The organism is Xenorhabdus ishibashii (assembly GCF_002632755.1).
Taxonomy (GTDB): Bacteria; Pseudomonadota; Gammaproteobacteria; order Enterobacterales; family Enterobacteriaceae; genus Xenorhabdus; species Xenorhabdus ishibashii.
The window spans coordinates 273,989-300,294 of the sequence record NZ_NJAK01000001.1 but is presented as its reverse complement, the minus strand read 5'-3'; the positions used below and the strand labels follow the sequence as shown (position 1 = coordinate 300,294).

At 39.0% G+C, this 26,306-nt stretch carries 31 protein-coding genes, 3 tRNA genes and 4 pseudogenes; 24 read left to right on the top strand and 14 right to left on the bottom strand.

Annotated elements, in window-relative coordinates; all coding sequences use genetic code 11:
- Positions 1-301 precede the first annotated feature (301 nt).
- The 11 genes and pseudogenes from Xish_RS01305 to Xish_RS19285 all read left to right on the top strand — a co-directional run.
- Positions 302-961 (top strand): Fic family protein, encoded by a 660-nt coding sequence (locus tag Xish_RS01305; protein WP_244185876.1) that lies wholly within the window; start codon positions 302-304, stop codon positions 959-961.
- Positions 962-1,003: 42 nt separating this feature from the next.
- Positions 1,004-2,041, top strand: a complete 1,038-nt coding sequence (locus Xish_RS01300) for an IS630 family transposase (protein ID WP_141553924.1) — start codon at positions 1,004-1,006, stop codon at positions 2,039-2,041.
- 1 nt (position 2,042) lies between these two features.
- Positions 2,043-2,756, top strand: a complete 714-nt coding sequence (locus Xish_RS01295) for a Fic family protein (protein ID WP_244185874.1) — start codon at positions 2,043-2,045, stop codon at positions 2,754-2,756.
- Between the two features lie 65 nt (positions 2,757-2,821).
- The gene (locus Xish_RS01290) at positions 2,822-3,589 is read left to right on the top strand and encodes a hypothetical protein (protein ID WP_099116363.1); all 768 of its coding nucleotides are present in this window, start codon (positions 2,822-2,824) and stop codon (positions 3,587-3,589) included.
- Complete coding sequence (locus Xish_RS01285; protein WP_099116362.1) at positions 3,574-3,936, top strand: DUF7079 family protein; 363 nt, start codon at positions 3,574-3,576, stop codon at positions 3,934-3,936. The genes Xish_RS01290 and Xish_RS01285 overlap by 16 nt, the downstream gene beginning before the upstream one ends.
- A gap of 88 nt (positions 3,937-4,024) precedes the next feature.
- On the top strand, positions 4,025-4,522 hold the full coding sequence (locus tag Xish_RS01280) for a P-loop NTPase fold protein (protein WP_099116361.1): 498 nt from the start codon (positions 4,025-4,027) through the stop codon (positions 4,520-4,522).
- The gene (locus Xish_RS19290; protein ID WP_141553991.1) at positions 4,519-4,707 is read left to right on the top strand and encodes a P-loop NTPase fold protein; all 189 of its coding nucleotides are present in this window, start codon (positions 4,519-4,521) and stop codon (positions 4,705-4,707) included. The genes Xish_RS01280 and Xish_RS19290 overlap by 4 nt, the downstream gene beginning before the upstream one ends.
- A 78-nt stretch (positions 4,708-4,785) precedes the next feature.
- Positions 4,786-5,547 carry an IS5 family transposase gene (locus Xish_RS01275; protein ID WP_099116360.1) on the top strand — a complete coding sequence of 254 codons (762 nt, stop codon included), beginning with the start codon at positions 4,786-4,788 and terminating at the stop codon, positions 5,545-5,547.
- A complete protein-coding gene (locus Xish_RS01270) occupies positions 5,544-5,918 on the top strand; it encodes a P-loop NTPase fold protein (protein WP_099116359.1) in 375 nt (124 codons plus the stop codon). The genes Xish_RS01275 and Xish_RS01270 overlap by 4 nt, the downstream gene beginning before the upstream one ends.
- A 34-nt stretch (positions 5,919-5,952) precedes the next feature.
- Positions 5,953-6,261, top strand: coding sequence for a hypothetical protein (locus tag Xish_RS01265; RefSeq protein ID WP_099116358.1), 309 nt, complete (start codon positions 5,953-5,955; stop codon positions 6,259-6,261).
- Positions 6,262-6,451: 190 nt separating this feature from the next.
- A pseudogene (locus Xish_RS19285) lies at positions 6,452-6,541 on the top strand (IS982 family transposase); the annotation flags it as partial.
- Between the two features lie 25 nt (positions 6,542-6,566).
- Here Xish_RS19285 and Xish_RS01255 read toward each other — a convergent pair.
- From Xish_RS01255 to Xish_RS01250, 3 genes and pseudogenes are all read right to left on the bottom strand, one after another.
- A pseudogene (locus Xish_RS01255) lies at positions 6,567-6,938 on the bottom strand (IS1 family transposase); the annotation flags it as partial.
- Positions 6,939-6,956: 18 nt separating this feature from the next.
- Entirely contained in the window at positions 6,957-7,121 is a 165-nt protein-coding gene (locus Xish_RS18490; protein WP_167383188.1) for a hypothetical protein, read from the bottom strand.
- Positions 7,040-7,940, bottom strand: a pseudogene (locus Xish_RS01250) (reverse transcriptase domain-containing protein). Before Xish_RS01250 ends, Xish_RS18490 begins: the two are co-directional and overlap by 82 nt.
- On the opposite strand from Xish_RS01250, the gene Xish_RS18845 reads away from it, so the two are divergent.
- Positions 7,924-8,430, top strand: coding sequence for a hypothetical protein (locus tag Xish_RS18845; protein WP_244185873.1), 507 nt, complete (start codon positions 7,924-7,926; stop codon positions 8,428-8,430). The pseudogene Xish_RS01250 and the gene Xish_RS18845 overlap by 17 nt on opposite strands.
- On the opposite strand, the pseudogene Xish_RS01240 reads toward Xish_RS18845, so the two are convergent.
- Positions 8,414-8,739, bottom strand: a pseudogene (locus tag Xish_RS01240) (IS1-like element transposase); the annotation flags it as partial. The gene Xish_RS18845 and the pseudogene Xish_RS01240 sit on opposite strands and share 17 nt — an antisense overlap.
- A gap of 114 nt (positions 8,740-8,853) precedes the next feature.
- Positions 8,854-9,564, bottom strand: a complete 711-nt coding sequence (locus Xish_RS01235) for a LexA family protein (RefSeq protein ID WP_099116356.1) — start codon at positions 9,562-9,564, stop codon at positions 8,854-8,856.
- Positions 9,565-9,664: 100 nt separating this feature from the next.
- On the opposite strand from Xish_RS01235, the gene Xish_RS01230 reads away from it, so the two are divergent.
- From Xish_RS01230 to lldD, 8 genes are all read left to right on the top strand, one after another.
- Positions 9,665-9,862 (top strand): Cro/CI family transcriptional regulator, encoded by a 198-nt coding sequence (locus Xish_RS01230; RefSeq protein WP_099116355.1) that lies wholly within the window; start codon positions 9,665-9,667, stop codon positions 9,860-9,862.
- A gap of 110 nt (positions 9,863-9,972) precedes the next feature.
- The gene (locus tag Xish_RS01225; protein ID WP_099116354.1) at positions 9,973-10,425 is read left to right on the top strand and encodes a DUF2335 domain-containing protein; all 453 of its coding nucleotides are present in this window, start codon (positions 9,973-9,975) and stop codon (positions 10,423-10,425) included.
- Between the two features lie 159 nt (positions 10,426-10,584).
- The gene (locus tag Xish_RS01220) at positions 10,585-11,127 is read left to right on the top strand and encodes an NADAR family protein (RefSeq protein WP_099116353.1); all 543 of its coding nucleotides are present in this window, start codon (positions 10,585-10,587) and stop codon (positions 11,125-11,127) included.
- A gap of 103 nt (positions 11,128-11,230) precedes the next feature.
- The gene (locus Xish_RS01215; RefSeq protein WP_099116352.1) at positions 11,231-11,986 is read left to right on the top strand and encodes a thioesterase II family protein; all 756 of its coding nucleotides are present in this window, start codon (positions 11,231-11,233) and stop codon (positions 11,984-11,986) included.
- A 181-nt stretch (positions 11,987-12,167) separates the two neighbouring features.
- Complete coding sequence (locus tag Xish_RS01210; protein WP_099116351.1) at positions 12,168-13,067, top strand: IS982 family transposase; 900 nt, start codon at positions 12,168-12,170, stop codon at positions 13,065-13,067.
- A 40-nt stretch (positions 13,068-13,107) separates the two neighbouring features.
- Positions 13,108-13,710: an RBBP9/YdeN family alpha/beta hydrolase gene (locus Xish_RS01205; RefSeq protein ID WP_244185871.1), complete on the top strand. Its 603-nt coding sequence runs from the start codon at positions 13,108-13,110 to the stop codon at positions 13,708-13,710.
- Between the two features lie 219 nt (positions 13,711-13,929).
- Positions 13,930-14,709 (top strand): polysaccharide lyase, encoded by a 780-nt coding sequence (locus Xish_RS01200; protein WP_099116350.1) that lies wholly within the window; start codon positions 13,930-13,932, stop codon positions 14,707-14,709.
- An 81-nt stretch (positions 14,710-14,790) separates the two neighbouring features.
- The gene (gene lldD / locus Xish_RS01195) at positions 14,791-15,933 is read left to right on the top strand and encodes an FMN-dependent L-lactate dehydrogenase LldD (protein WP_099116349.1); all 1,143 of its coding nucleotides are present in this window, start codon (positions 14,791-14,793) and stop codon (positions 15,931-15,933) included.
- Positions 15,934-16,036: 103 nt separating this feature from the next.
- Here the strand turns inward: lldD and Xish_RS01190 are convergent, their stop codons facing one another.
- Positions 16,037-16,825, bottom strand: a complete 789-nt coding sequence (locus Xish_RS01190) for a PhzF family phenazine biosynthesis protein (RefSeq protein ID WP_099116348.1) — start codon at positions 16,823-16,825, stop codon at positions 16,037-16,039.
- 112 nt (positions 16,826-16,937) lie between these two features.
- Between Xish_RS01190 and Xish_RS01185 the strand changes: the two genes are divergently transcribed.
- The 3 genes from Xish_RS01185 to Xish_RS01175 all read left to right on the top strand — a co-directional run bounded on the left by Xish_RS01185 (position 16,938) and on the right by Xish_RS01175 (position 18,874).
- The gene (locus tag Xish_RS01185) at positions 16,938-17,699 is read left to right on the top strand and encodes an IS5 family transposase (RefSeq protein ID WP_099116347.1); all 762 of its coding nucleotides are present in this window, start codon (positions 16,938-16,940) and stop codon (positions 17,697-17,699) included.
- 181 nt (positions 17,700-17,880) lie between these two features.
- On the top strand, positions 17,881-18,243 hold the full coding sequence (locus tag Xish_RS01180; RefSeq protein WP_244185870.1) for a hypothetical protein: 363 nt from the start codon (positions 17,881-17,883) through the stop codon (positions 18,241-18,243).
- 187 nt (positions 18,244-18,430) lie between these two features.
- Entirely contained in the window at positions 18,431-18,874 is a 444-nt protein-coding gene (locus Xish_RS01175) for a hypothetical protein (RefSeq protein ID WP_099116346.1), read from the top strand.
- A 173-nt stretch (positions 18,875-19,047) separates the two neighbouring features.
- On the opposite strand, the gene Xish_RS01170 is transcribed toward Xish_RS01175, so the two are convergent.
- From Xish_RS01170 to Xish_RS01160, 3 genes are all read right to left on the bottom strand, one after another.
- Positions 19,048-19,680: a LysE family translocator gene (locus tag Xish_RS01170; protein ID WP_167383197.1), complete on the bottom strand. Its 633-nt coding sequence runs from the start codon at positions 19,678-19,680 to the stop codon at positions 19,048-19,050.
- Between the two features lie 102 nt (positions 19,681-19,782).
- Positions 19,783-20,718: a LysR family transcriptional regulator gene (locus tag Xish_RS01165; RefSeq protein ID WP_099116344.1), complete on the bottom strand. Its 936-nt coding sequence runs from the start codon at positions 20,716-20,718 to the stop codon at positions 19,783-19,785.
- A gap of 264 nt (positions 20,719-20,982) precedes the next feature.
- Entirely contained in the window at positions 20,983-21,924 is a 942-nt protein-coding gene (locus tag Xish_RS01160; RefSeq protein WP_099116343.1) for a Kdo(2)-lipid IV(A) acyltransferase, read from the bottom strand.
- Positions 21,925-22,272: 348 nt separating this feature from the next.
- On the opposite strand from Xish_RS01160, the gene trhO reads away from it, so the two are divergent.
- On the top strand, positions 22,273-23,331 hold the full coding sequence (trhO, locus tag Xish_RS01155; protein WP_099116342.1) for an oxygen-dependent tRNA uridine(34) hydroxylase TrhO: 1,059 nt from the start codon (positions 22,273-22,275) through the stop codon (positions 23,329-23,331).
- Between the two features lie 261 nt (positions 23,332-23,592).
- On the opposite strand, the gene bssS is transcribed toward trhO, so the two are convergent.
- The 5 genes from bssS to Xish_RS01130 all read right to left on the bottom strand — a co-directional run bounded on the left by bssS (position 23,593) and on the right by Xish_RS01130 (position 26,177).
- Positions 23,593-23,847, bottom strand: a complete 255-nt coding sequence (gene bssS, locus Xish_RS01150; protein WP_099116341.1) for a biofilm formation regulator BssS — start codon at positions 23,845-23,847, stop codon at positions 23,593-23,595.
- A gap of 237 nt (positions 23,848-24,084) precedes the next feature.
- On the bottom strand, positions 24,085-25,137 hold the full coding sequence (gene pyrC / locus Xish_RS01145; protein WP_099116340.1) for a dihydroorotase: 1,053 nt from the start codon (positions 25,135-25,137) through the stop codon (positions 24,085-24,087).
- A gap of 229 nt (positions 25,138-25,366) precedes the next feature.
- Positions 25,367-25,442, bottom strand: a tRNA-Asn gene (locus Xish_RS01140).
- Positions 25,443-25,730: 288 nt separating this feature from the next.
- Positions 25,731-25,806: transfer RNA gene (locus Xish_RS01135), tRNA-Asn, on the bottom strand.
- A 295-nt stretch (positions 25,807-26,101) separates the two neighbouring features.
- Positions 26,102-26,177 (bottom strand) — tRNA-Asn (locus tag Xish_RS01130).
- Positions 26,178-26,306: the final 129 nt, after the last annotated feature.

Below are 26,306 nucleotides of genomic sequence, written 5' to 3'. Positions count from 1 at the left end.
TAGGCTACGTCAAATTATGGTTATTCTGCCATACCGTAAGGCAAAAGTGACGGTCTCACAAGAATTAGGGAGTTAACCAACTGTTGCGGGGGATCACTATGGTTGCTGCTTTTTCTCAAAGTGAGGATGAACGAAAATATCAATAAGTTAGAAGGTGAGAAATTCAACCTTTATCTGAGTGGTTGATCTTACTTATTTTTGCCACAGAACCAGAGTTCATAGAACTAATTTATTCATATTGATCCCCTTAAAGGTTTACGCCATAATCATCTATACATCAAATTTTCAAATCTGAGGTAATATGGCTAAACACCATGTAGAACAATCACCTAAGCTTGATTTTAAAAATCTGGATTTTGTTAAATTCGGGGAGTACCTCAATGAATACAGTATTGTTGATAAGCAAGGAAGATACCTCCATTGGAGTCAGCTTAAATGGCGAGTTCCCAGCAAAGAGGCTGAAAACATCTGGTATGCGGTAAAGTTCCGTAGGGATCAAGCAAAAAAAAGTACGGGCTTGTTTGATAAAAACGGGAATGAGTTTCATTTTTGCATACATGATTCGCTGGAACCAAAGTTGCATAAAATTGTACAACTTGGTGCAGGTAAGGTTGCTGCAATCGCTGGATCTCAAGCATCTGGTCATGTTCAACAGAATTATTTAGTTTCCTCTTTACTGATGGAAGAAGCTATCACAAGCGCTCAACTGGAAGGTGCAGCAACTACCCGGGCTGACGCAAAAAAGATGCTGGAGGAGGAGTTAGCGCCCAGCACGCCTGATGAGAGGATGATTCTGAATAATTATAGGTTATTAAGGCTGGCGGATAACAGAAAACAAGAACCCTTGACGAGGGATCTGATGCTTGAGTTTCACAGAATAGCGACTCATGGTGTATCTGAAAACGAAAATATACCGGGGGAATTTAGATGCAGTAATGATATCTATACCAATCGCCATTGAAGATGCTTGATTTCTTATCCAAATCAGATCATGCTTGCAACCATGAAAATTCATCTGACACCAGAACAAAAACACGCCCTTGAATTGATGCATGATACTACTCGCGACAGTCGAGTCTGTGATCGCATTAAGGCGGTGCTTTTGGCCTCAGAAGGTTGGACTGCTCAGATGATTGCACAGGCCTTGCGTATTCATGAAAGTACGGTCAGCCGTCACCTGAAAGATTTTATCGCGCAGGAAAAGCTCACCCCAGAAAATGGCGGCTCTGAAAGCCATCTCTCTGCCGAACAAACCGCCGACCTGATTGATTATTTGACCGCCAATTTGATGCATACCACAACCCAAATTGTGGCCTATGTCCAAGCCCGTTGGCAGGTTTCTTTCAGCGTGGGCGGAATGACAAAATGGCTTCACCGCCAAGGTTTCAGCTATAAAAAACCCAAGGGTGTTCCTCATAAATTCGATGCGCACAAACAGCAACAATTTATTGATGACTACAAGGCGCTGAAAGAGGAAGCGGGGCAGAATGAACCGATCCTATTTATTGATGCGGTGCATCCTTCACAGTCCACAAAGCTCAGCTATGGCTGGATGAAAGCAGGAAAAAATCAGGTAAAAGGGATCGAAACCACCGGCAGTCGTACCCGTCTCAATATTCTGGGCGCCCTGAATTTACAACGGATTGAAGACACCGTGATCCGTGAATATCCGCGCATCAATGCCGAAAATATCGCCTATTTCTTCGGTGCGCTCCGGGAAACTTACCCGCTTTCGCAAAAAATCCACCTCATTTTGGATGGAGCGGGTTACCATCGAGCCGAGTTGGTGAAAGATATTGCGTATGTCCTGAATATTGAATTGCATTACCTCCCACCTTACAGCCCAAACCTCAATCCGATAGAGCGATTGTGGAAGTATATGAATGAGCAAGTGCGTAACAATATCTATTTTCCGGATGCGAAGACCTTCCGTGAAACTCTTCGTCACTTTTTTCATGTCACTTTGCCAGAAAAAGCGAAAGAGCTCACGACTCGACTGACTGATAATTTTCAGATTTTAAAACCTGCATCTTCAAGTTAGATTGGTATATATTGGAAATGATGACAATCCATTATTTTACCCGCCAAACCATGAAGAGTTAGAAAGCAGATTAGAAGAAGTATGTGCTTTTGCTAACGAAAATCATAATGGAGAGGAAGGCAGGAAATTTATACCACCCGTCATCAAAGCGATTATTCTTCATTTTATGTTGGGGTATGAACATGCATTTAGGGATGGGAATGGCAGAACCGCAAGGGCGATATTTTATTGGTATATGCTAAAGAATGGATATGATATTTTTGAATATATTTCAATAAGTAAGGTTATCAAAGAACACGCTAAAGATTATGGTATGTCATATCTTTATGTTCAGAAAGATTATGGGGATTTAACTTATTTTATCGACTTTCATGTAAACATTATTTTAAACGCATTTGATGAATTACAAGAATATTTAAAAGTAAAAACAAAAGAATTCTATGAGATTGTCAATGTGTTGGAAAATTCAAAATATAAAAGCAAGCTAAGTTTCATTCAGAAAGACTTAATCAAAAAAGGGGTTAAAGAGCCTGGAAGATTGTTTAAAGTGAAATCGGTTCAAAATTTATATGATGTTAGCGAAAATACAGCCAGGAAATTACTGAAAGAACTTGAAACAATGAAGATATTTCTTCCCACCAAAATAGGGCGAGCAACTCATTATATTGCTCCCGCAGATCTACGCAGTAGGCTAAATAAGATATCAAAATCGTAGGATACTTTTTCTTCCCCCTCGCACCGTAAGGGGGAAGGCTAAAATGGTGTCCGGAAGTTCTTGAAGTGGTAGAGGGAACTTATGCAGGAAAACAAGAACATTCCATTGATGATCCTATTTTAGATAAAGCTATGGCAGCGTTAGAAGGTGCTTCAATTAAATTTTCTACCGATGTAATTAACGATGCTAATGTCAGACAAAGCTATACTTCAAATATTAAAAAAGTGGTTTCTGAAATTAAGCAGATGGTGAGTACAAAAAAAATCTCAGTGAAAGAAGCCGCTGAGTTTTGTTACGAAATGCGTAATCAAATTATGGCAGAGCATAGAAAATTCACGTCAGCACAAGGGTTGGCCTTTGCTGAGAGACATAAAAAAACACCTCCATCTTTTGAAAAACTTATTGATAAATATTCTCAGAAAAAATTTGGAAAAGTATTTGGTAGCCTTACTCCAGATCAAAAAAGTACAATTTACTATGAGATCATAGAAGCCTCAGCAAGAGACAACCCCAAATTCACAACAGCAAATAAACGATTAAAGGTTATAGGAAAAATAGGAATTATCTTTACGGCAGTATTAGCAACACATGAAGTATTGAATGCTGAAAACAAACCTAAGGAAGCTATTAAACAAGGTATACAAATTGGTGGCGGTGCTGCTGGTGGAGCACTTGCTGGTTTTACTGTATCTCCGGTATGTGGGCCTGGTGCTCCCGTTTGTGCCGTTGTTTTGGTATTAGTAGGGAGCGCGGTAGGAGCAATTGTTGGTTCAGTGGTTGCTGATACTTTAGATGAAGAAATAGAGGAATTTACCCGTTGGGCAATCAATTAACTGATATAGATTTATGTGAAGCGTTATCTGATATCTTTGTAGATAATGAAGTTGATTATGAGTATATAGCTTCTGTAGCAAAACATTTTCCACTTGAGCATGTTGAAATGGTCTTTTTCAAGTGGGTAGCTCCGGTGTGCTATACCAATGGTTTTACTTCTGTACCTCCTGTATGGACTTTTTTTGAACGTGAACAGCTTTGGGCAGATATTCAGGAATTACGGAGAAAACAGCTATCGGTAGGTAATATAGGAAAAATAAAAGAAAAGATCAGACAACATTTTTTACGTAAGTATCTTGAAAAGGAGTGGCAGTGTTTGAAGAAAAAACTAACTGATCATTTATAACGGTGTTGCACTTTAATATATGAATAAAAATAAGAAGTTCAATGATGTGAATAAGATTAAATTAAAAAAATAATTGGAGAGAACCACGATGAGAGTTTTACCTAAAGAACAAGATTTTTCTGAAGGATTTACTGAAGATAATGATTTGTTTAAAAGGAAAGTATTGCACAAACAAATTTTAGATATTGTTTTAAATTCATTTGATGATAGTTTGGTATTAGCTCTTGATGATAAATGGGGTAATGGGAAAACTTCTTTTGTCAAAATGATGCAAGGTGAAATAAATAAAGATCGTGAAATTAATGTAATTTATTTTGATTCTTATAAAAATGATTATCAATCAAATGCTCTTGTAGCATTATTATCCTGCGTTTATAACATGATTGATAAGGAACAATATAACAATTCTGATATAAAAATTAAGTTTTTAAATGCAAGTAAAAAAATTTTAGTAAGTATAGTTAAGAACTCTCCCAAAGCCTTAGTTAGAATTTTAACTTCTAATTTAATTAATGAAACTGTAATTGAGTCTGCTGGTGATTCAATTACAAATGCTATTGCAGATCCTTTAGATAAAAGTTTATAGAGGATAAAATTATCAACTACAAAAAAGAAGAAGATGAGATAGAAAATTTTAGATCAACGCTTATAGATTTTTACCAAAAAACCGGTAAAAAAACTCTTTTTATAATTGATGAGCTTGATAGATCAAGGCCAGATTTTTCACTTGATCTTTTGGAAAAAATAAAAAACTTATTTAGGGCGTGTTGATGTTTTGTGAGGGATTATTAAACAGCATGATGATTTGGTATAATTACTTTCGCCAAAAAACAACCAGACCTCATCATCATGCCGCGAACTATGTTAACAGATCTCCAATGGAATAAGCTATCTGCGTTAATGCAACATGCGGGTTGGATTTATCACAAACCTGAACACCGTTTGACCGTTGAAGGTATTCTTTACCGAATGAGAACGAGCGTTCCCTGGCGCGATTTACCGCCAGAATTCGGCAAATGGAATAGTGTCTTTCAACGTTTCAATGCGTGGTCAAAGAAAGGGGTTTTACAGCTCATTTTCAAGTGGTTATCTGGGTTTGCTGATAGGGAATGGTTGTTTATTGATGGGAGTATCGTCCGTGCTCATCAGCACAGTGCCGGAGCGGCTTCAGATGATGATGAGGCGATTGGCAAAAGTTGTGGTGGACGTTCAACCAAAATTCATTTGGCCGTCGATAGTTATGGCTTGCCTGTTCATTTTGAATTGTCCGGGGGACAAGTGCATGACATTGTTCATGCTGAAAGTTTAGTCGAACAATCGCCCCCTTCGGACTTTGTGATAGCTGACAAAGGGTACGACAGTCAGGCTTTCAGAAATCATATTGAACAGCAAGGAGCAACACCGATTATTCCCTACCGGAAAAATAGCCGAAAATCGGATAAACAGATTGATAAATGTTTATATCGTTATCGTCATTTGGTGGAGAATGCGTTCGCTAGGGTTAAACATTTTCATGCAATAGCAACAAGATACGATAAGCTTGAACGGAATTACGCCAGTATGTTGGCTCTGGCGTTTATCATTGTCTGGTTGCCCATGTGGGTTGAATGAATTATGACCTTAAAACATCAACAGACCCTACTGTGAAAGGTTTTTATTTTTTGTTAGTAACAAATAAAGAACAATTTAGCAAAACAATTCAAGCTAGATATGGTAATATTAATGCGCCAATATACTTAAATAAGTTTATTCATTATTGGTTTTCATTGCCAAAGGTTAATATTGATTTAAGTAGTAGTTATAGCTATGCCATTTCTAATTCAACTATTGGAAAATATTTGAATGAAATAGATAGGGCTAATATTTTATCAAGAAATAATGTTATCTATTATTTGTTGGTCAGGTTGCTTGCTAATAATGCATGTTCTTTAAGGGAAGCAGAAAGATGTATATTCTATACTTATACTAATAAAAAATCATGATGAAATAAGTAAATATCACAATGAGGTTTTTCATATGGCAATGGCGTTGATAACTTTTTTAAAGATAACAAATCAAGAGTTGTTGGATAAAATAATAGAAAGAAAAATTTCTAAAATAGAAACTATACAAAGAGTAAACTTAGATAAAAACTCTTCTATTCATAGTGATGACCATTCATTGTATGTTTTTGATTATGCATTATCTTACCATTTCGCATCTGATAATGAGTTAGTAGAAAAACGTAAAGAAAAAACCTTCTTAGATATAGAAGGAAATAATCGTAAAAGAATAAATATATTTGAACAAATATTAAAACATATAAATAATATGATTATTAATTAAACCCAATTTTCTGTGTAAGGTAATCATTAATTTTTTAGGTGAAATTTTTAATCTCCCTTATATAAAAGGGAGTTTTTATATAAATAATATATTAACGCGATGCTCGACTTTTAGGGGGAGTTGAAATGACATAGCCGCTCCTTTATAACTTTAAGTCGTCAAAAATAGAGAAATAAAGGAACAAAAGGCTATGTCACAGCAAGATTTTATCATTTGGGTGTTTTGTTGGGTAGATGACAATTTAACGCAGTTACAGCAAGGTAGACGATTCAGAAGCCGGTCGTGACTCCAATGGTTAGATTGCCCTATAAAGAATAGTATTCCCGTTCGATGAAAGTCCCTATCACCTTATCGTGCATCTCCTCTGATTTGGAATAACCTATCGTCCTTCGATTCAGTCTTTTTAAACGTGTACGTAATGTCAGATTGGTTCTTTCTATACGTTGGGTATAATGTTTTCCAACAATATGTTTTTCTTCAGGAAGTCGGTTGTAAGGTGCATAATCATCCGTACAGTAAAACCTGACATTAAAAGGGGATAATAACTCAAGGAGTTTGCGTAAAGTCGCCGTACTGCGATCACCAAAAACATGTGCCACGACTCGCTTGAGGCGAGGCTCCCAGGCATACCTGAGCCAGCGTTGATTCTTTTTACTTCTCACAAATGACCACATCTGGTGAGTAGACCTACCCAGTCACCCGGGCAGATCCCTCCTCAGAACCGGACATGCAGAACTACCGCATCCGGCTCCCGACAGATCCCAGTCGTCATACCTATTCAGCAAGAATTGAACATTGAATGGACTTTCCAGCTTGAAGGATAACCCAGCACTTTCAGGATCAGAGTCAGCTTTTCCCACGTTAGCCCCCGACGCCCTCCCTTCCGGTTAAACCATCTGTAGAGTACCCGCTTGCTTTGGTAGATAAATTGCCCGGTGTGAACGGCTGATTTCATCAAACCATTCATCTATCACATAGTGCAGGTAGATATTGGCAAGTATTGACGATACGATTGACCCTTGGGGACATCCGCACACATTGTCGGATATCTGTTTACCCTCGATAACGGGTGCCGTTATTAAGACCTTGATGAGTCTGAGGAAACGGCGATCTGATATCTTCTTCCGCAGTAAATTCATCAGCTCAATATGAGGTATCGTGTTAAAGTACTGTCGGATGTCAATTTCCACAACCGCCCCATTCCAGTTACGGTATGTTTGCTGTTGTAGTGCCTTCAATGCCGCATGACAATTTAATCCCGGCCGAAACCCGTATGAACACGGCAGAAACAGCGGCTCATAAATTTGGCTGAGAATATCACTGCCCGCAAGTTGCACCAGTTTGTCCTCTATGCACGAAATTGCCAGTGGCCGTTGACTACCATCCTCTTTCGGGATCGGCGTGATTCTGGCGGCTTTCGGGCGATACGTCCCTCTGCGTATTCGCAGGATGAGATTGTGAATATTCCCATCAAGATGTTCACCGTAAGCGGATTTTGTCATGCGATCAATACCTACCGCTTTATTCCCGTCAAGCCGTAGGAATTGTCCTTTCAGCATGTCACTGTTCAGCAGATGCCCTAAATTATTGAACACTTGCTGTTTGTTACAGGCTGATTTCTTGCCTATACGCTCAAGTTTTGTTAACCATGGTTGTCCGTCGTTGCTGTGTACGGTCATTGTTTCCCTCTCACGTTCGATCTGTCTGCCAGCCCTTCGCTCCGCGATCATTACTCGTTTCATTACTACTATGGCTGACTCCGACTTCCTGATACCCCTCTCTCAGGCCTTGTGTTTTGGCACTTGTGCCCGATATACTCATTCCCTTGAGAGGTGTCAGGATCTCCTGGGTTCCGCACTGTTCTCTACGACGCCTGAGACTCCGGTGTGTGCTTCTGACTGGAAAAAAAATCGCCAGTGTGCCCATTCAGAAACTATTGCCTGCTGGTTCGACGATACCATCGGCACAACACAATCAGTGAATTTCGGAGTTATCACGTTCACCTATTGGTTTCGGCTCGAATGTTTCGCTGTCTACGCTTCATCTCCTTTGTTACCGCCGGAGATGCAAGACTCGCTACGTAGTGATCTGGCTAATCTTCTACGACGGGACTTTCACCCGCAAGAAACAGAGCAGCTTTTCCCAGCGCACCATCGACATCACAGATAAGCTGGACTTCATTTCCCTCAAGAGGAAGGTTGGTCACATTTTTCGGGGAGAGTTTTTTAACGTGCGAATGACGGTGTTAATCCCTATCTTCAGTACACGAGCGGTATCACGAACACCGGAGTTATTCACTGCCATATCAATAATTTGCTTTTTCACGCCGGGATAACAGGCTTGATAGGCATAGTTCAGTTGAAAGGTTTTACGGCAGGCATAGCAGTGATAGCGGGGATGGTCAGTACGTTCTTTTCTATGCCCTTTAACCTCTTCTGTTTTATGACAGTAACGACAAACCACATCAACTTTAGCCATCTCTCACTCCATAATAAAAAGCAGGGAGTTTATCACAATATCTAATCATTGAGAGCATGACCGTTTTGTACATCTTGTCCAAATGGAATAGAAAAATTATTGTTATACCATCACCTAAGGTAATTCCCCAACCCTCGCTTCCACAACCACGCCAATAATATGTACTTGATTATTAATGGGAATCATATTGTATTGGGGATTTAATGGTTTTAGAAACTTATCGTATCCCTCTGTAATCAGTTGCTTGAAAGTTAGTTCTTTCTCCCCATCAAGTTTTGCTACTACTAAATTGTTGGGAGTTGGCTTCACTTCTGGGTCAACTAAAATGATCATGCCTTGTGGTATGCTAAGTCCATTCGGCGATACCATTGAATCACCTTTTACTTCCAGCCAAAAAGCACGTTGTGAACACTCAGCAGACGTTTCGTATCCCTTTTCAATGCGGTTGGTTTGATATTTTGGTGTCAGCTCTTCGAACCAATTACCAGTATTTGCCCAGTCGAGTAGTGGGTATTTGTGAGAGAGTCGATAACTGGCAAATGTTGCATTATCACCATAAAGAACCGTGACAAGCTTCCTTGCCTGTTTATCCAGTGATGGGCTGAAATCTGCAATTTGGACTTCCAGTTTTTGGGCAAAATAGACCGCTATCTCCAAGTTAAGGGCGTTTATCCCATTGAGATAGTGTGAAATTGCACTTTGTGTCTTGCCAATTTCTTCTGCAAGCGTTTCCTGAGAGATACCGAGCTGCTTTTTCTTGGACTCAAATAGCTCTTTTAAACGTGCTGAATCGGCAAGTTGTTCTGCTGTTAGCTTCTTTTTCATGGATTCATTTTAATACCAATGCTATTAAAATGATAAATACTAAAAGTATTGAAATATTTAGTACTTTAGATATTATTTTGAAGGAGAAAGGAGAAACCATATGGAAAAAATCCCATTATCAGAATATGTAAAGTTGAATGGACAAGTTAAAGCAGCACGTTTAATTGGAGTTCATCAAACAGCGATCAGTAAGGCATTGCGCTCAGGGAGGAAAATATTTTTGATTCGTCAGGAGGATGGAACCTACAAAGCTGAAGAATGCCGCCCGTTCCCTAGTCAAAAGCAAGGAATATTGTGAATAGAGAAGATATCAGAAGTACGATTAATTCATTTCTATTATAGGTTGAACTTAATTATCTCACTGATTTTATTAAAGTGTTTTTTGTGTATATTACTGGGGAATAAAACGTGAACTCTAACATTGGTTTTTACTTCAGAGCGATAGGGAGCATTCTTGACATTATGCCCGTAAATGATTACCGCAATGCTTTAGATGCTGATTCATTAAATGGATATTTACTTGAAAATAAAGGGGTATCTCATTGTCCTGACTCATTTCCGTCCCCTGAAGTATTGAAGAGTTATGAATCAATTTTACCGGGTTATGCCGAAAGAATATTTACTCTCAGAGAAAAAGAGCAGTTTTTTCAACATGAAAAGCAGAATAAGGCGTTGGATGGATTGATAAACAGGGATAAAAGAGGGCAATGGATGGGCTTTTTCATTACTATATTTATCTTAATCATTGCAACTGTTTTTGCTTTCAAAGGAGAAATGTTATTTGCTGGTACTTTAATTACTATTGACTTGGTGGGATTGGTTTCTGTATTTGCCATTGGTCGTAAATTGAATATTAAATGATTTCAGAATAATATGAAGATCTATTTAAATAACATATGATTATATTTTTATGCTATGCCAATTAAAATGATGTGATATGCATCGACAAACATAAAAGAATTTGTATGATAGGGAGTGTTTATGTATTGAAGATAAATTAGCATGTTATAGAGAGTTAATATGGATATTAAAACCTTATGTGATTTTCACCAATCAGGAAAGAAACTGAAGTATCTTTTTTTCTGGGGGCACAAAACCGATCACTCCAACCACATAACCAAATCTTGTCTAAGTCAGTGGTATCCAGCTCCATTTACTGTTGATAATATAGAATATGCCAGTGCGGAACATTATATGATGGCAGGGAAAGCCCGTTTGTTTAATGATCACGAAGCGCTGAAAAAAATTATCAATGCTAAAAATCCAGGTGCAGCAAAAGCATACGGGCGTGAAATACGTGGATTTAACCAATCGATTTGGGATAGACATCGATTAAATATAGTGATTGAAGGAAACTTAGCGAAGTTTTCTCAAAACAAGTCATTGGCAGAATTTTTATTGAATACAGGGGATAAAATATTAGTTGAGGCTAGTCCTGTTGACCGCATTTGGGGGATAGGATTATCAGAAGACACCCTTAACATTAATAATCCTTTGATGTGGGATGGCCTTAATTTACTAGGATTTGCATTAATGGCTGTACGCGATAAGTTAAAAATATAAGCTAAAATATAGAGCCTAATCTGATAGGTTCTATATTTTTTATTGTTTTACTTGGGGAATTGTTGTTGTGGTTTATAATTTGATCAATTAAAGGAACTTCATCTTGTCTGATTCAGTTGTATTTTCTGCGAGTAAAAAGCCAGAGGCTGGAGCACAGCTATTATTTTTTCATCACGCCGGAGGCTCTTGTTTTTCCTACATTGAGCTGGCTCACAAGTTATCAGAATTTATTGAAGTTTATTGTCTGGAGCTTGCAGGCAGGGGAATGCGTGTCTCAGAGCCTTTTCAGGTAGATGTTGAAACTGTTTTTTCCGATATCCTTGCCGCAATAAAGCGTTTAAAGTTAGGAGAGGATAAACCTTTATTATTGTTTGGGCATAGTTTGGGAGCAGAACTGGCTTATCAGGTCGCTTGTAGGCTGGAGAGTGAATTACCCAAAAAGAAAGTAGCGCTTATTATCTCTGCCCGTGGCTTTATTGATCCCGAAGAGTTCAAAAATAAGCCATTTGAGGAATATTCTGATGCTTATATCTTGAATATCCTTGAGCAATGTGAAGGAACACCAGCCAGTGTTCTTGCTAACCCTGAATTACGTAATTATGTGATCGAAACAATGAGAAACGATCTTATTTTATTAGATTCTTTGTCTTTATTACCGAAGATAAAGTTGAATATCCCAACCTATGTGATAGGAGGTGATCGGGATAATAGAGTTCCTGTTTCTCGTTTGGCGGAATGGTGGCGAGTGTTACCTGCGCCGATAGAACAACAGATTTTCACAGGAGGGCATTTTTATTTGTTTAATAATCACTCAGTGATTTCTTGGCTAGAAAAACAGGCCAGAAGATTAGCAAGGTAAGACATAGATTATGTACATTATTATTGACTTACTTCAATCTCAAGCTCTTAATGATTAAATGTTTGTCTCCATAAATAGATAATTTAACGCGATGCTCGACTTTCGAGGTGAGTTGAAATGACATAGCCACTCCTTTATAACTTTAAGTCGCCAAACTGAGAGAAATAAAGGAACAAGGGCTATGTCACAGCAAGATTTTATCATTTGGGTGTTTTGTTGGGTAGACGATAATTTAACAGCGTTACAGCAAGGCACACGATTGAGGAGCCGGGGGATCCCACCTAAGTTGAGTGATGCGGAAGTCATCGCGATGGAAGTGATTGGTGAATTCTTAGGATTTTCAACAGATAAAGGCATTTGGACGTATTTTTGTACCCACTGGCGCGCATGGTTTCCGGGGTTAGGTTCACGCGCTAACTTTGCCAAACAAGCCTCTAATCTTTGGGTTGTCAAACAAAAACTGCAAGAAAAGCTGGCGAGATTATTGGGCGCGTTCGACAAGCCGGTACATATTATCGACGGATTTCCGCTGTCCGTCTGTGGATTCAAAAGAGCAAAAGGCAGTGCCAACTTTAAAGGACAAGCCGATTATGGGTACTGCGCCGCCAAAAACGAAACTTACTACGGCTTTAAAGGGCATCTTATGATAGATGAAACCGGCGTGGTAACGGGGTTTACGCTGACACCCGCCAATGTCAGTGAGCGTGAAGCAACCTGGGATGTAATCGGCCCGATAAAAGGCTATTTGCTGGGTGATAAAGGGTATTTAGGTACTGAATTTAAACAAGAAATGAAAAAAGAAGGCATTGAAATGATAACCCCGGTGCGTGCCAATATGGATGACCCTGTCCCCAGAGAGACGAGAAAGCGCATTAATGCCAGGCGACGTTTAATTGAAACCGTCATTGGCCAACTCGCCGGGCAATTTGCTATCGAAAAGTGCTGGGCACGGGACTTGTGGCACTTGAGTAATCGAATAGCCAGAAAACTGCTTTCTCACACGTTGGGTATTTTTGCCAATTTTAAACAAGGAAAAAATCAACGCGACTGGCTCCAACAAGCCAAGGTTATAGGGTGTTAAAGTCGAGCATCGCGTTAATTTATTAAATAGGAGAAAGTTAGTGATATCAGAAAAAATAAGTGGTCAAGGGCGGTTTTCGGGCAAAAAAATAATTATTGTTCATGGATATACTGCTTCGCCTTCATCACATTGGTTCCCTTGGCTGAAAGATAAACTTACTGAACAAGGTGCGGAAGTTATCATACCTACAATGCCTGATACATCATCTCCTAAACCTGAATCATGGGCAAATATGCTGATAGATATCGTGCCTGAGATAGACAAAAACTCGATTTTTATCGGTCATAGTCTCGGTTGTATCACGCTATTGCGGCATTTAGAATCGATGCGTTTTCAGCATCTTCATATTGGTGGATATATTTTGGTTTCTGGATTTGACTCTCCTCAAATTACTTTACCAGAATTAGATCCTTTTACTGCTGAACCATTAGATTATGCTTTCTTGCGCGAGATAACCGGACACCGTTTTTCACTTATTTCTTCTAATGATGATATTGTTTCTCCGCAATCCTCCCAGGCTTTGGCTAATTCTTTGCAAACAGAAGTGATTAATATTTCTAATGGTGGACATTTCCTTGATCGGGATGGATTCACTCGTTTGTTACCTGTTTATGATATTCTGGAAAGTATACTATCAGAATAAGAATAGATAGATGATATCTTCCAACCCTCCAGTTTATTAGTCTTATTCTGGAGGGTGATATGAAATATAAAAGACCAGTGAGTTATTTTAAATATGGTTTTTTGGTTATAAAGTTTGACTATATAAAAAATGGAAACAATATAAAAATATATTTAGGAAGGTTTTTTCTTATGTTATTTGGAGTTTTATGTGAAAATATAATGTACTAAGGATTTAATTATGGTGCCAATTCATTCCTCTCTTGTATCTAATGCAAATAATGATGATTTGATTAATGTAAATTTTGCACACAAGATAGGGCAATATTCTGCCAAAGATTTCAAATCCGATTGGGGTATTTCACCAACATTATCGTCTGGTCTTCGTCAGGGAAGATTAAATATTGTTATTGATCCCCAAGATGATAATAACAAAGTGTTAGAACTCACTTATCTTGCTAATGCTGTTGGTTCTGAGGCTGCTACCTCATTCAATGCACCGATTAATGGTCAGCATGAAGCATTATGGTTACAGTATAGGGTGATGTTCAGTAAAGAATTTATGTGGATTAAAGGTGGGAAATTGCCAGGGTTAGCTGGTGGCGATCATCCATCAGGTTGTATTGATAATAACAGTTTCGATGGTTTCAGCAGTCGTTTGATGTGGAGAAAAGCCGGTGAATTATTTGGTTATCTCTATTACCCAGAAAAAAATGAACAATGTGGCGATTACGTTAAATTAGCAACCTATTTAAAGAAAAATATTTGGTATACCCTAACACAATATATAAAGCTGAATAGTATCGGTAAGCATAATGGTATTTATATCCAATACGTCGATAATCAACAAGTTTTTAGAACGGATAATCTTAAGTTGAGAAACAAAAATGAGGTTTTTATTGATGCAATAAAATGGAGCTCTTTTTTTGGTGGTTCTACGCTAGATTGGGCGCCACCAGTGGAACAATATGCTTATTTTGATGATTTTATTGTTAGTGTAGAACGGCCTGATAACGTTTAATATGTTGGGGATAACGATGACCAGACGAAATAGTATGCCATAAAATATGAGAATAACTTTCCAACATTAGGGTAAGATATTATGATTATTTCCGCTTCAACTGATTATCGGGATGCAGCACAAGCTAAATTACCGCCTTTTCTGTTCCACTATATTGATGGCGGAGCTTACGCAGAGCATACCCTTAAACGTAATACCGCAGACTTATCTAATATTGAATTACGTCAGCGTGTATTGAGAGATATGTCCAAATTAAGTCTGGAAACCAGCTTATTCGGCGAGAAGATGTCAATGCCGGTGACACTTGGTCCTGTTGGGTTGACAGGAATGTATGCGCGTCGTGGTGAAGTGCAAGCTGCACGTGCCGCCGCCAAAAAGGGGATCTCGTTTACTTTGTCGACGGTATCAGTATGCCCGATTGAAGAAGTCGCTCCTGTAATAGATCGCCCAATCTGGTTTCAGCTCTATGTGCTAAAAGATCGTGGTTTTATGCGCAATGTACTGGAAAGGGCACAGGCTGCGGGAGTTAAAAATCTGGTATTTACCGTTGATATGCCAGTACCTGGGGCGCGTTATCGTGATGCACATTCCGGTATGAGTGGCCCGAATGCAGCCATGCGTCGTATTTTGCAGGCGATAACTCATCCTCAATGGGCATGGGATGTAGGATTGTGGGGTAAGCCACATGATCTGGGTAATATTTCTGCATATCGTGGCAAACCGACTAACTTGGAAGATTATATTGGCTGGTTGGGAAATAATTTTGATCCATCAATCTCATGGAAAGATTTGGAGTGGATACGTGACTTCTGGAAAGGGCCAATGATTATAAAAGGCATCCTTGATCCTGAAGATGCTAAAGATGCGGTTCGTTTTGGGGCTGATGGTATTGTGGTTTCAAATCATGGTGGACGCCAGCTTGATGGTGTTTTGTCAACGGTACGCGCCTTACCTGCGATTGTGGATGCAGTCAAAAATGACATTACTATTCTTACTGATTCTGGTATTCGAACCGGATTGGATGTGGTGAGAATGATTGCCCTGGGCGCGGATAGTGTTTTGCTGGGGCGTGCTTTTGTCTATGCGTTGGCTGCGGCAGGTGAAGCGGGAGTTTCTAATTTGCTGGATCTGATTGAGAAAGAGATGCGGGTAGCGATGACCTTAACCGGAGCGAGATCAATCTCGGAAATTAATTCAGATCTACTGGTGTGTAATCAAAGTTAATATAGATGGTCGTCATTATTGGTCAGTAGAATTTATTCCGCTGACCATACTCAATGAACTCTCTAAATGGCTATAAGACGATATTTATATCAAAAATAAGAAGTTATATATTTTCGATCACTATCTGACCATGTGAAAAAAGTTTTGCTTTACCTGTCAGGTAGACACGCTTCCCCGCTATTCGACATAACAGCTCACCACCTCGTTCTGATAATTGGCGGGCATGAAGCTCAGTTTTATTGAGGCGTTTTCCCCAAAAAGGGGCAAGAACACAGTGGCTGGAGCCTGTAACAGGATCTTCATTGACACCTTTAGCTGGTGCAAAATAGCGAGAAACGAAATCAGTGGACGAATCACCGAGAGCGGTAATGGTAAGTCCTGGCAAGGGCAGGGCAGCAATCTTATTAAAATCGGGTTGGGTATTGATGATTTGTTCTACGGAATCCAAAACACAAATATAACGATCATGTGAAGCCAATACTGCGGAAACATTTTGTCCCAGAGCGTCCTGTATAACAGGGATGAGCGCATTTTCTTCATGGCACTCAGCGACAGGGAAATCCAATGTAAAAACACCATCTTGATGGGAAACTCGGAGTTCACCGGAGCGGCTTTTGAATGTGAGTAACTTCTCTTGGATGTTGCGATGGGTTATAAGGACAAATGCGGTCGCCAGCGTTGCATGCCCACATAGATCTACTTCGACTTTAGGTGTAAACCAGCGTAGGTGATTTTCTACCAGAAAAGCGGTCTCTGGCAGGCCAATTTCAGCAGCGATAGAAATCAGTGTTTCATCTGTTGGCCATTTATCCAGCAAGACAACCGCAGCGGGATTGCCAGAAAACGATTTTTCCGTAAAGGCATCGACGTGATAAATAGGATATGGATGCATCAAAATCTCACTTAATTTTTATAGGGCGTGTTGATGTTTTGTGAGGGATTATTAGATAGCATGATGATTTGGTATAATTACTTTCGCCAAAAAACAACCAGACCTCACCATCATGCCGCGAACTATGTTAACAGATCTCCAATGGAATAAGCTATCTGCGTTAATGCAACATGCGGGTTGGATTTATCACAAACCTGAACACCGTTTGACCGTTGAAGGCATTCTTTACCGAATGAGAACGAGCGTTCCCTGGCGCGATTTACCGCCAGAATTCGGCAAATGGAATAGTGTCTTTCAACGTTTCAATGCGTGGTCAAAGAAAGGGGTTTTACAGCTCATTTTCAAGTGGTTATCTGGGTTTGCTGATAGGGAATGGTTGTTTATTGATGGGAGTATCGTCCGTGCTCATCAGCACAGTGCCGGAGCGGCTTCAGATGATGATGAGGCGATTGGCAAAAGTTGTGGTGGACGTTCAACCAAAATTCATTTGGCCGTCGATAGTTATGGCTTGCCTGTTCATTTTGAATTGTCCGGGGGACAAGTGCATGACATTGTTCATGCTGAAAGTTTAGTCGAACAATCGCCCCCTTCGGACTTTGTGATAGCTGACAAAGGGTACGACAGTCAGGCTTTCAGAAATCATATTGAACAGCAAGGAGCAACACCGATTATTCCCTACCGGAAAAATAGCCGAAAATCGGATAAACAGATTGATAAATGTTTATATCGTTATCGTCATTTGGTGGAGAATGCGTTCGCTAGGGTTAAACATTTTCGTGCAATAGCAACAAGATACGATAAGCTTGAACGGAATTACGCCAGTATGTTGGCTCTGGCGTTTATCATTGTCTGGTTGCCCATGTGGGTTGAATGAATTATGACCTTAAAACATCAACAGACCCTAATGAAAAACAAAATACAGAATGTTGAAATGACATTGATTTATAAAGAGTTATTTTATTTGGTTGCAAAATGCACAGCAATTATAGTGTTGACCTTAGGTGATAATGGTTATTAAATAATAATCTTTTGTTATAGTTTCACTAAGGAAGGATATGAAAATCAAAGGTTCCCATTGCCTATTTTTTATTTTGTCAGTGTGGTTTTCTCAAGCTCAAGCTCAAGCTCAAGCTCAAGCTCAGGCTTTGGATTTAAGCTACCAGGGTGATATACCTGTGGATAACAAACCCTCAGAAGAATACCTGAAAAAAAGGGACAAATTGCACGATGGAAATTGGGAAAGGGAGAAATTGGTTAAAGATAATGTTTTAGCCGAAAAGCTGGAAAATGAACGGAAAGAGTATAATAAGCGATCTTCTGATTGGCATAGGTCGAACAGCTTTAGCTTTAAGGATTACTCCCCTAATTCACAAGGCCTGACACGAGATCTAGAACGCATAGAACACATCATGAAATAAAACTAGCCGTTTTCAGAGAGCAAACTAAACGTCATTGCTATAAGGCACAAGTCAAAAGATGTTTGAGATTTTTATTGATTGAAGCCACTAGCCGTTGGCGAAGACTTAAACCTCCTCTGGAAGTCATGATGCACAGTGTGATAATGATTAATAATAGTTCTTTGTTATAGTCCCAATAAGGAAAAATATGAAAATCAAAGGATTTCATTGTCTATTTTTTATTCTGTTAGTGTGGTTTTCTCAAGCTCTGGCATTGGATCTAAGCTACAAAAGCGATATACCAGCGGATAACAAACCTTCAGAAGAGTACCTGAAAAAGAGGAACACTCTGGATCGTGGAAGCTGGAATACGGAAAAACTGGCTAAAGATAATGCCTTAGCTGAAAAGCGGGAGAATGAACAAAAAGAATATAATGATAAATTTAATAAGCATTATAATGGACTTGATAAAAAGAGCAGGGAACTTTCTTATGGCTGGAATGGGTATTCCCATAAGCCGGACATTATGCAGCATTTCATAGAGCAGAATAAACGCCGTTGCTATAGGGAAACAAGGCAGAAATTAGAAAAAGAACAAGGAAATGGTTATTCTTATTCTGATATTAAAGATGCTTGTTATTCTTACTATTAATTAATCTAACTGGCAATTAACATAAGTTTAAATTGGTCTCTTAAATGTAAAAAAACGGTGAAATAGTGTGTAAGGATGCTGAAAATGGCGAAAGGATTCGCAAATTTAGCAGCAACTGACAGGGGCATTCGATCTTGCCAAATATGATTTAAGAGCATGCGATACATTTCTGTTTAAAACTGGATAATACATAAGTTAATGGCTAATGCTATAAATATCAAACAGGTAATTCTATGAAAGATAATCTGTATTGATGGTTTGCTGGATATCGCTTTATTTAAAAAGCCAGATAAATAGGATATTAGAGAGAATATAATAAAAGCAATTATGGCAAATAGTAAACCTAGATATAATAGTTGAAGAGACACTGGAATGGTGATTGCATTATCAGTAGTGAATTGAGGCAGAAAAGCCAAAAAGAAAATAATTACTTTAGGATTTGATAAATTCATAAATAAACCTTTTTTAATGAGTTTTTTTGTATCATTAAAACTGTCGGTGTTACTTTTGAGATGAATTGGTCTTGCTTTAAAGGCTCCCAAAGCCAGATAGCTTAAATAAAAAACGCCAAATAGTCTGATAATTTCAAAGGCTACTGTATTAGCTTGTATTATTGCTGCAATGCCTAATGAAACTAAAGAAGTATGTATTATTAATCCAATGCATAGGCCAATGGTAATGAATATCCCAGATTTATACCCATTTATTGCAGACTGGCTTAAAACTAAAAGATTATCAGGTCCTGGCAAGAAGCATAGGAAGGTTGAAATACCGATAAATGTAACTAGTGTTTCTATAGAAAGCATATTTATTACCATTATAAAATTAAAAATAACTGATGTTACTATCTATATGAAAAAGTGCTGATTATATTAATGTAACAAGGTCATATAAAAAAGACGAAAAATCTACTTATAGGTATGAATTAATTTCATGCCATGTTCGATAGTTCTTTTAAGATGAGCTTTGATCAGAAGAAAACAGATATCCCTAAACCATCTATGCTCTGGATCTTGGTGATGTTTAGCATGCCATAGCAAATAGTATTGTTGTGTTTTAATATCAATAGGTAAGCGTCTTATTTGTAAATCATAGTTTTGAGCAAAATCAGCAGCAATATGCAGCGGTATGGTTAGCATGGTGTCTGTTTTTAATAATAATTCAATGGCAGCCTGAAAAAAAGGAACTGTAGTGTAAATGTGACGATTTAGGTTCATCATTGCTAACGTACGATCTACAGAGCTATCTTTATCTCCGCCACCACTAATCAGAATATGTCGTCCTTCTATATAGTCATTAATAGTCATATTGCTATTAGCTTTGGAGTGTGTATTCCTAAATACAACGGCGAGTTGGTCTTCAGCCATCATTTTGCCGTATAAGTTATCAGGTATCGAATCGGCAATGGTCGCGATTAAATCAATATCTTGCTCAGCAAACTTATGCAAATTTTCTTTATGCCACAATTTATATTCAGTACTCACGTTAGGAGCATCAACTTCAATGTTAGAAATTATCGTTGGCAAGATGGCCTGGGCGACATAATCACTGGATGCTAAGATGAATTTTCTCTTACAAAGGCTTGGTTCCATTACCTCTGGTATATAGAGGTTATCTAATTGCTGCATCAATGCCGGAAGCTTTTCTTTCAATTTTTCGCCTTTTTGGGTGAGAATAAATTGATTTGCTTCCCTCACAATAATTTTGTCATGAAAATCTTCACGCAGTTGATGTAATATTTTGCTCATTGCTGATTGTGTAACACCTAATTGCTTTGAAGATTCAGTCAGATTAAGGGTTTGCAATATTGACACTAAAGCTGGTAATAACTTGTAATTATTCAAGATGTGTTTTCCATGAAATGAAACATTTGGTGATTATAATAATGTTATGTAGCCAATGTGAATGTTGGATAAAATGCCACTAAATATCTTTGATTCGGGTATGGAATGTTAGTGGCAATTTAACCAAAGTCTAAGTTACTTAAGATTTTTCTTCTTCATGCAGTCAGCCCATCAAACGGCGGATGGGGATTATAAAAACAAGCAAAATAGTGGAGCAGATGACCAACGATAGTGATATGTTGGAAAACAGCCAGATAATGTTTATCAGTGGATGTTATTGTTGTCACCATACAAAGATGGCATACCTTTAGGGCGAGTTTTGAAACGACGATGCAACCACATATATTGATCAGGTGCCTGCATAATTTCCTTTTCGATCACTTTATTCATAAATGTTGCTGCTTCTACTTCATCTTGTAGAGGAAAATTTTCTACAGCAGGCTGAATAATTAACTCATAACCCTCTCCATTGGGTAACCTTCGAGGAGTAAAAGGGATCAGTGCAGGTTTGGCCAAACGGACGAGAATTGAGGTTCCAGTCGTGGTTGCAGCATGTTCAACAGCGAACAATGGGGCAAATACACTGTTACGTGGGCCATAATCGTGATCAGGAGCGTACCAAACAATTTCACCATTTTTTAGGCATCGGATCATGCCCTTAACATCTTTCCTGTCCAGCATATATTTATTGGAACGAAGGCGTCCCCAAGTTTGTAGCCAATCCATGACAGGATTGTCATTTGGACGATAAACACCAATACCCGGGTTCAGCATACCAAAAATACGCGCCCCCAATTCCAGTGTTAAGAAATGGATACCAATGACGATAATTCCTTGGCCTGTGGATTGTACTTTTTGGATATGTTCCCTTCCGGTGACTTTGAACCAGCGTTTTATCCGCCAATCAGGCCAAAACCAAGCCATTCCGGTCTCAAACACGCCCATTCCAACAGATTCGAAATTTCTGACTAGCCATTCACGTCTGTTCTCTGCTGGCATATCAGGGAAACACAGTGCCAGATTGCGCTCTGCAATTTTGGCTCGTTTTTTCAAGAAACGTAGCGACAGTCGACCAAGTCGGGTTCCCATCCAATAAATTGCTGGGTAAGGTAGTAAAACCAGTAAGTAAAGTATGCCAATACCTAGCCAAGTCAGCCAGTGGCGGGGATGTAACAGTGAACGACAAAAAGGAGGTGCTTGTATCATGTGTTTTCAGTGTGTTATTTGTTATTTTGAATCGGTTTGATCTGTCTGAATCATAGATGCCTAAGATAGACTCTAAAAATCGTATCGGTGTATTGTGACACTTTTTAGTGGAATATCGAAATTTTGAGGCACTAAATATTTAATTTGGTGACAATTTGTTCTCCAGATTTACTGTTTGACAAGGTTTTGCCATTTCTGACCGCATCATAGTTACCATCCCACAAGAGTGGCGCGATGGAAAAACATAAATCACTACCTGCTAACAGCCATTTTCGTTATGATATCCAGCTATCAATGGGACGACCATTGAATTTTTTATTTTTTAATCGAAATTCAGGAAAGTACACCATGCCAGTGTTACATAACCGTATTTCTAATAAAGAGCTGAAAGAGCGCATGTTGGCTGAAATTGAGCCGCGCACTACTATCTCTTTTTATAAATATTTCACTATTTCCGCACCACAGACTTTTCGCGATAGCCTGTATCAAAAGTTTACCGAGTTATCTGTCTTTGGGCGGGTTTATATCGCCAGAGAAGGTATCAATGCCCAAATTAGTGTGCCTTCCAAAAATGTCGATGCATTGAAGGCATTGTTGGATGAGACAGATCCGGCATTATATAATTTACGCCTTAATATTGCGCTGGAAGATGACGGTAAATCATTCTGGGTATTGCGTATGAAAGTGCGTGAGCGCATTGTTGCAGATGGTATTGAAGATGAAACTTTTGATCCATCCAAAACAGGCGAATACCTGAAAGCGGAACAGGTTAACCAAATGTTGGATGATCCTGATACCGTCTTTGTCGATATGCGTAACCACTATGAGTATGAAGTTGGGCATTTCGAAAACGCGATTGAAGTTCCATCGGATACGTTTCGTGAGCAGTTACCAATGGCTGTAGAAATGCTGAAGGACAATAAAGATAAAAATATTGTTATGTATTGTACTGGCGGAATTCGTTGCGAAAAAGCAAGTGCTTATATGCTGCATAACGGCTTTAACAAAGTTTACCACGTAGAAGGTGGTATTATTGAATATGCCCGTAAAGCGAAAGAGCAAGAATTATCAGTTCGGTTTGTTGGCAAAAACTTTGTCTTTGATGAGCGTATGGGGGAGCGTATTACTGAAGATGTTATTGCTCACTGTCACCAATGCGGCACGACGTGTGATAGCCATACCAACTGTAAGAACGATGGTTGCCATTTGTTATTTATTCAGTGCCCATCTTGTGCAGTGCGTTTCGAAGGTTGTTGTAGTGATGCTTGCCGTGAAGAGATGAAACTGCCAGAAGAAGCACAGCGGATTCGTCGTGCCGGAAGAGAGAATGGAACAAAGATTTTTAATAAATCCCGCTATCGATTAAATGATGGTTTGAATATTACATCACTGCAATCTATTAAATAATCGTGTTTTAAGTAGTATTCTTTTCCATTTTTCAAATCGCAGCTTTATTTTCTGTGTTTACTTATCCCATTCACATAACAATTATGTGAATGGGAGTTTATTCTATTGTCGTTGCTTGGCAACTTGAGCACTTAATACAATATTATGAAGGATAATAAACCATATGGATAATTTTTTGATTGATAGGCGTTCAGTTGTTCATTTGGGACACTCAATATATTGAGTGTCCGAATGTGTTGGAAGTGTTAGAATTATTTATCGCTAATGTTTAATATGATCAAGTTGGCTGTATTCTGAGGATTCTATTTTTTCAATCCCAGCTTGTAAAATGAGGATAAGCTGTTTAGCTACACCAGTTGTTAACCATAACGTTTTGTCAACACTGACATTTTCTGTGGTTTGATCTTGGGTGGATGAGTAATGAAGGCGTATCATCATAGCGTCATAGGCATCGACAGTACTGATATCCCAGCCTACAACAGGGTGTGTTTGAATTATTTCATTTTCTTTTCCCATATAACCTCCTAATCAGACTACAGAATCATTATTGATATAATTGACTAAGAGCAAAAGGTCTCGTCTAAGACAAGCCTTTAGCAGTATAAACCTTTTTGGCCATCTACGAAGTGAAAAAAGCAGGATTTTTTGCATCAGAGCTGAAGGGGATCATTATTGGCCATTTCTGCTTTTTATAAGGCCGCTGGCAGTGTGCGGAAAGAAAGAACAGTTTCCGCACGAAAGAGCGTGATAAAATTATTTACATACCCTTACATTCCATCCTGCATCTTCTCCGGCAAGGAATGGAATTAACTTTTCGCCACCACATTCGATGTATTCAACAACTGGAGTTGGTTGGCGGGTGAGTTCAATAAATCCATCATTAACTGGCAAACCGTAAAATGCAGGGCCATTTAGGGAACAGAAGGATTCGAAATATTTCATTGCACCTATTTCTTCAAAAACAGTAGCGTAAGCTGCCAGGGCGGTTGGAGCATTGAAAACACCCGCACAGCCACAAGAGGATTCCTTACGGTGCGATACATGGGGAGCGGAATCCGTGCCTAAGAAAAAGCGGTTACAGCCACTGGCAACTGCTGCTCGCAGCGCTTCCTGATGAATGTTGCGTTTTAGTACAGGTAAGCAGTAAAGGTGGGGACGAATACCACCAACCAGCATATGATTGCGATTGAACATTAAGTGCTGCGGTGTCAGTGTCGCACCTAATTTATCGCTGCCTTCAAGAACGTATTCTGCGGCTTCTTTGGTTGTAATATGCTCGAAAACAACTTTTAATTCAGGAAATTGTTGACGTAATGGTTCCAATATTTGTTCGATAAAGCGCGCTTCACGGTCAAAAATATCAATATGAGAGTCGGTAACTTCCCCGTGGATCAGCAGCGGCATACCTATTTTTTCCATGGTTTCCAATAATGGGTAGATCTTGTGGATATCAGAAACACCGTGACTGGAATTCGTTGTTGCATTGGCGGGATAGAGTTTGCAGGCGGTAAAAATACCTTCTCTATAGCCAAGCTCAATTTGATCGCTGGCTGTTGAATCTGTCAGGTAACAAGTCATAAGAGGTTGGAAATGATGATCTGACGGAGTAGCTGCAATTATTCTCTCTTTGTAGGCTTTGGCGCTGGCAACATCTGTCACTGGAGGGACAAGGTTAGGCATGACGATAGCTCGGCCAAAAAAACGGCTGGTATGGGGTACAATGGTTTTTAGCATCTCACCATCACGAAAATGGACATGCCAGTCGTCAGGGCGGCGGATTTTAATTGTATATGATTCAGTGGTCATGGAACCGGCTCCGGAATATAAGTGAAAAATGATGGATGCTGATTCAGCAATCCTCAAGCCGGAGGAGAATGATAAAGTGAAAATAGCTAAATAGCTATTATTGAATGATAATATTCTCTGAATTTTGAAAAATTAGAATTTTAAGTCTATTTGGGTGAGGGTATTCAGAGAAAAATATCATATCAAGCAAGGAAAAACGAGAAGTAATAACACGAGGGTGAATTGAATTTGGCTCCTCCAGCTGGACTCGAACCAGCGACATACGGATTAACAGTCCGCCGTTCTACCGACTGAACTATGGAGGAACTCCTTCAAGACGGGGCGAATATTAACGGCATTTTTTACGTTTGTCAAAGCAGAAAATGGTTATAACTGTTTGGTTGCTGATAATCTGTACGCCACGGGTGTTTTTTGACTTGAAACTGACTGGTTACGGTAAATCGGGGAACAGAAGTAGGGGATGGGAGTAAGTAACCGAAGAAAAAAATCAGAAGAAAGATCCCTGAAAAGTAAAAGCGTTAAGGAGGGGAAAGATAGAAAACAGAAAAGCAAAAAGCCTGATTAGTTAAACCAATCAGGCTCTTCAGAATATTTGGCTCCTCCAACTGGACTCGAACCAGTGACATACGGATTAACAGTCCGCCGTTCTACCGACTGAACTATGGAGGAACTCCTTCAAGACGGGGCAAATATTAACGGCATTTTTTACGTTTGTCAAAGCAGAAAATAGCAATAACTGTTTGATTGCTCGCAATATGTACTCATTGGGTTGTTTTTGATCTTATTTATGTTTTTAGCGTAGGTATCACGCTGATAATGCGATTTGAAATCTCGAAATAGAGAAAAAATAGGGGAATAAAGAAATGGAAACTAAATGCGATTACAACGAAAAAAAGATGGATAACGTGCGGTATGCAAAAGAAAAAAAACCGAAAAACAATGCCAATCGGGACTTCTAAGAATTTGGCTCCTCCAGCTGGACTCGAACCAGCGACATACGGATTAACAGTCCGCCGTTCTACCGACTGAACTATGGAGGAATTGGGTTGTTCTTGAAAACAGGGTGAATGTTACAGTGAATGGTTTGATCTTGTAAAGCAAAAAAATTAAAAATAAAACTGACCGATCTGTTTTTCATCAAAATGGCGTTTTTTTGTTAGTTTTCATTA

Bases quoted from the DNA above. Each gene is read 5' to 3' on its own strand.
- lldD (WP_099116349.1), top strand. From the start codon at position 14,791: ATGATTATTTCCGCTTCAACTGATTATCGGGATGCAGCACAAGCTAAA.
- Xish_RS01300 (WP_141553924.1), top strand. From the start codon at position 1,004: ATGAAAATTCATCTGACACCAGAACAAAAACACGCCCTTGAATTGATG.
- Xish_RS01185 (WP_099116347.1), top strand. From the start codon at position 16,938: ATGCCGCGAACTATGTTAACAGATCTCCAATGGAATAAGCTATCTGCG.
- bssS (WP_099116341.1), bottom strand. From the start codon at position 23,847: ATGGGAAAAGAAAATGAAATAATTCAAACACACCCTGTTGTAGGCTGG.
- Xish_RS01235 (WP_099116356.1), bottom strand. From the start codon at position 9,564: ATGAAAAAGAAGCTAACAGCAGAACAACTTGCCGATTCAGCACGTTTA.
- pyrC (WP_099116340.1), bottom strand. From the start codon at position 25,137: ATGACCACTGAATCATATACAATTAAAATCCGCCGCCCTGACGACTGG.
- Xish_RS01230 (WP_099116355.1), top strand. From the start codon at position 9,665: ATGGAAAAAATCCCATTATCAGAATATGTAAAGTTGAATGGACAAGTT.
- Xish_RS01200 (WP_099116350.1), top strand. From the start codon at position 13,930: ATGGTGCCAATTCATTCCTCTCTTGTATCTAATGCAAATAATGATGAT.
- Xish_RS01280 (WP_099116361.1), top strand. From the start codon at position 4,025: ATGAGAGTTTTACCTAAAGAACAAGATTTTTCTGAAGGATTTACTGAA.
- Xish_RS01275 (WP_099116360.1), top strand. From the start codon at position 4,786: ATGCCGCGAACTATGTTAACAGATCTCCAATGGAATAAGCTATCTGCG.
- Xish_RS01305 (WP_244185876.1), top strand. From the start codon at position 302: ATGGCTAAACACCATGTAGAACAATCACCTAAGCTTGATTTTAAAAAT.
- Xish_RS01160 (WP_099116343.1), bottom strand. From the start codon at position 21,924: ATGATACAAGCACCTCCTTTTTGTCGTTCACTGTTACATCCCCGCCAC.
- Xish_RS01210 (WP_099116351.1), top strand. From the start codon at position 12,168: ATGTCACAGCAAGATTTTATCATTTGGGTGTTTTGTTGGGTAGACGAT.
- Xish_RS01265 (WP_099116358.1), top strand. From the start codon at position 5,953: ATGGCAATGGCGTTGATAACTTTTTTAAAGATAACAAATCAAGAGTTG.
- Xish_RS01220 (WP_099116353.1), top strand. From the start codon at position 10,585: ATGGATATTAAAACCTTATGTGATTTTCACCAATCAGGAAAGAAACTG.
- Xish_RS01180 (WP_244185870.1), top strand. From the start codon at position 17,881: ATGAAAATCAAAGGTTCCCATTGCCTATTTTTTATTTTGTCAGTGTGG.
- Xish_RS01175 (WP_099116346.1), top strand. From the start codon at position 18,431: ATGAAAATCAAAGGATTTCATTGTCTATTTTTTATTCTGTTAGTGTGG.
- Xish_RS01170 (WP_167383197.1), bottom strand. From the start codon at position 19,680: ATGCTTTCTATAGAAACACTAGTTACATTTATCGGTATTTCAACCTTC.
- Xish_RS01190 (WP_099116348.1), bottom strand. From the start codon at position 16,825: ATGCATCCATATCCTATTTATCACGTCGATGCCTTTACGGAAAAATCG.
- Xish_RS01270 (WP_099116359.1), top strand. From the start codon at position 5,544: ATGAATTATGACCTTAAAACATCAACAGACCCTACTGTGAAAGGTTTT.
- trhO (WP_099116342.1), top strand. From the start codon at position 22,273: ATGCCAGTGTTACATAACCGTATTTCTAATAAAGAGCTGAAAGAGCGC.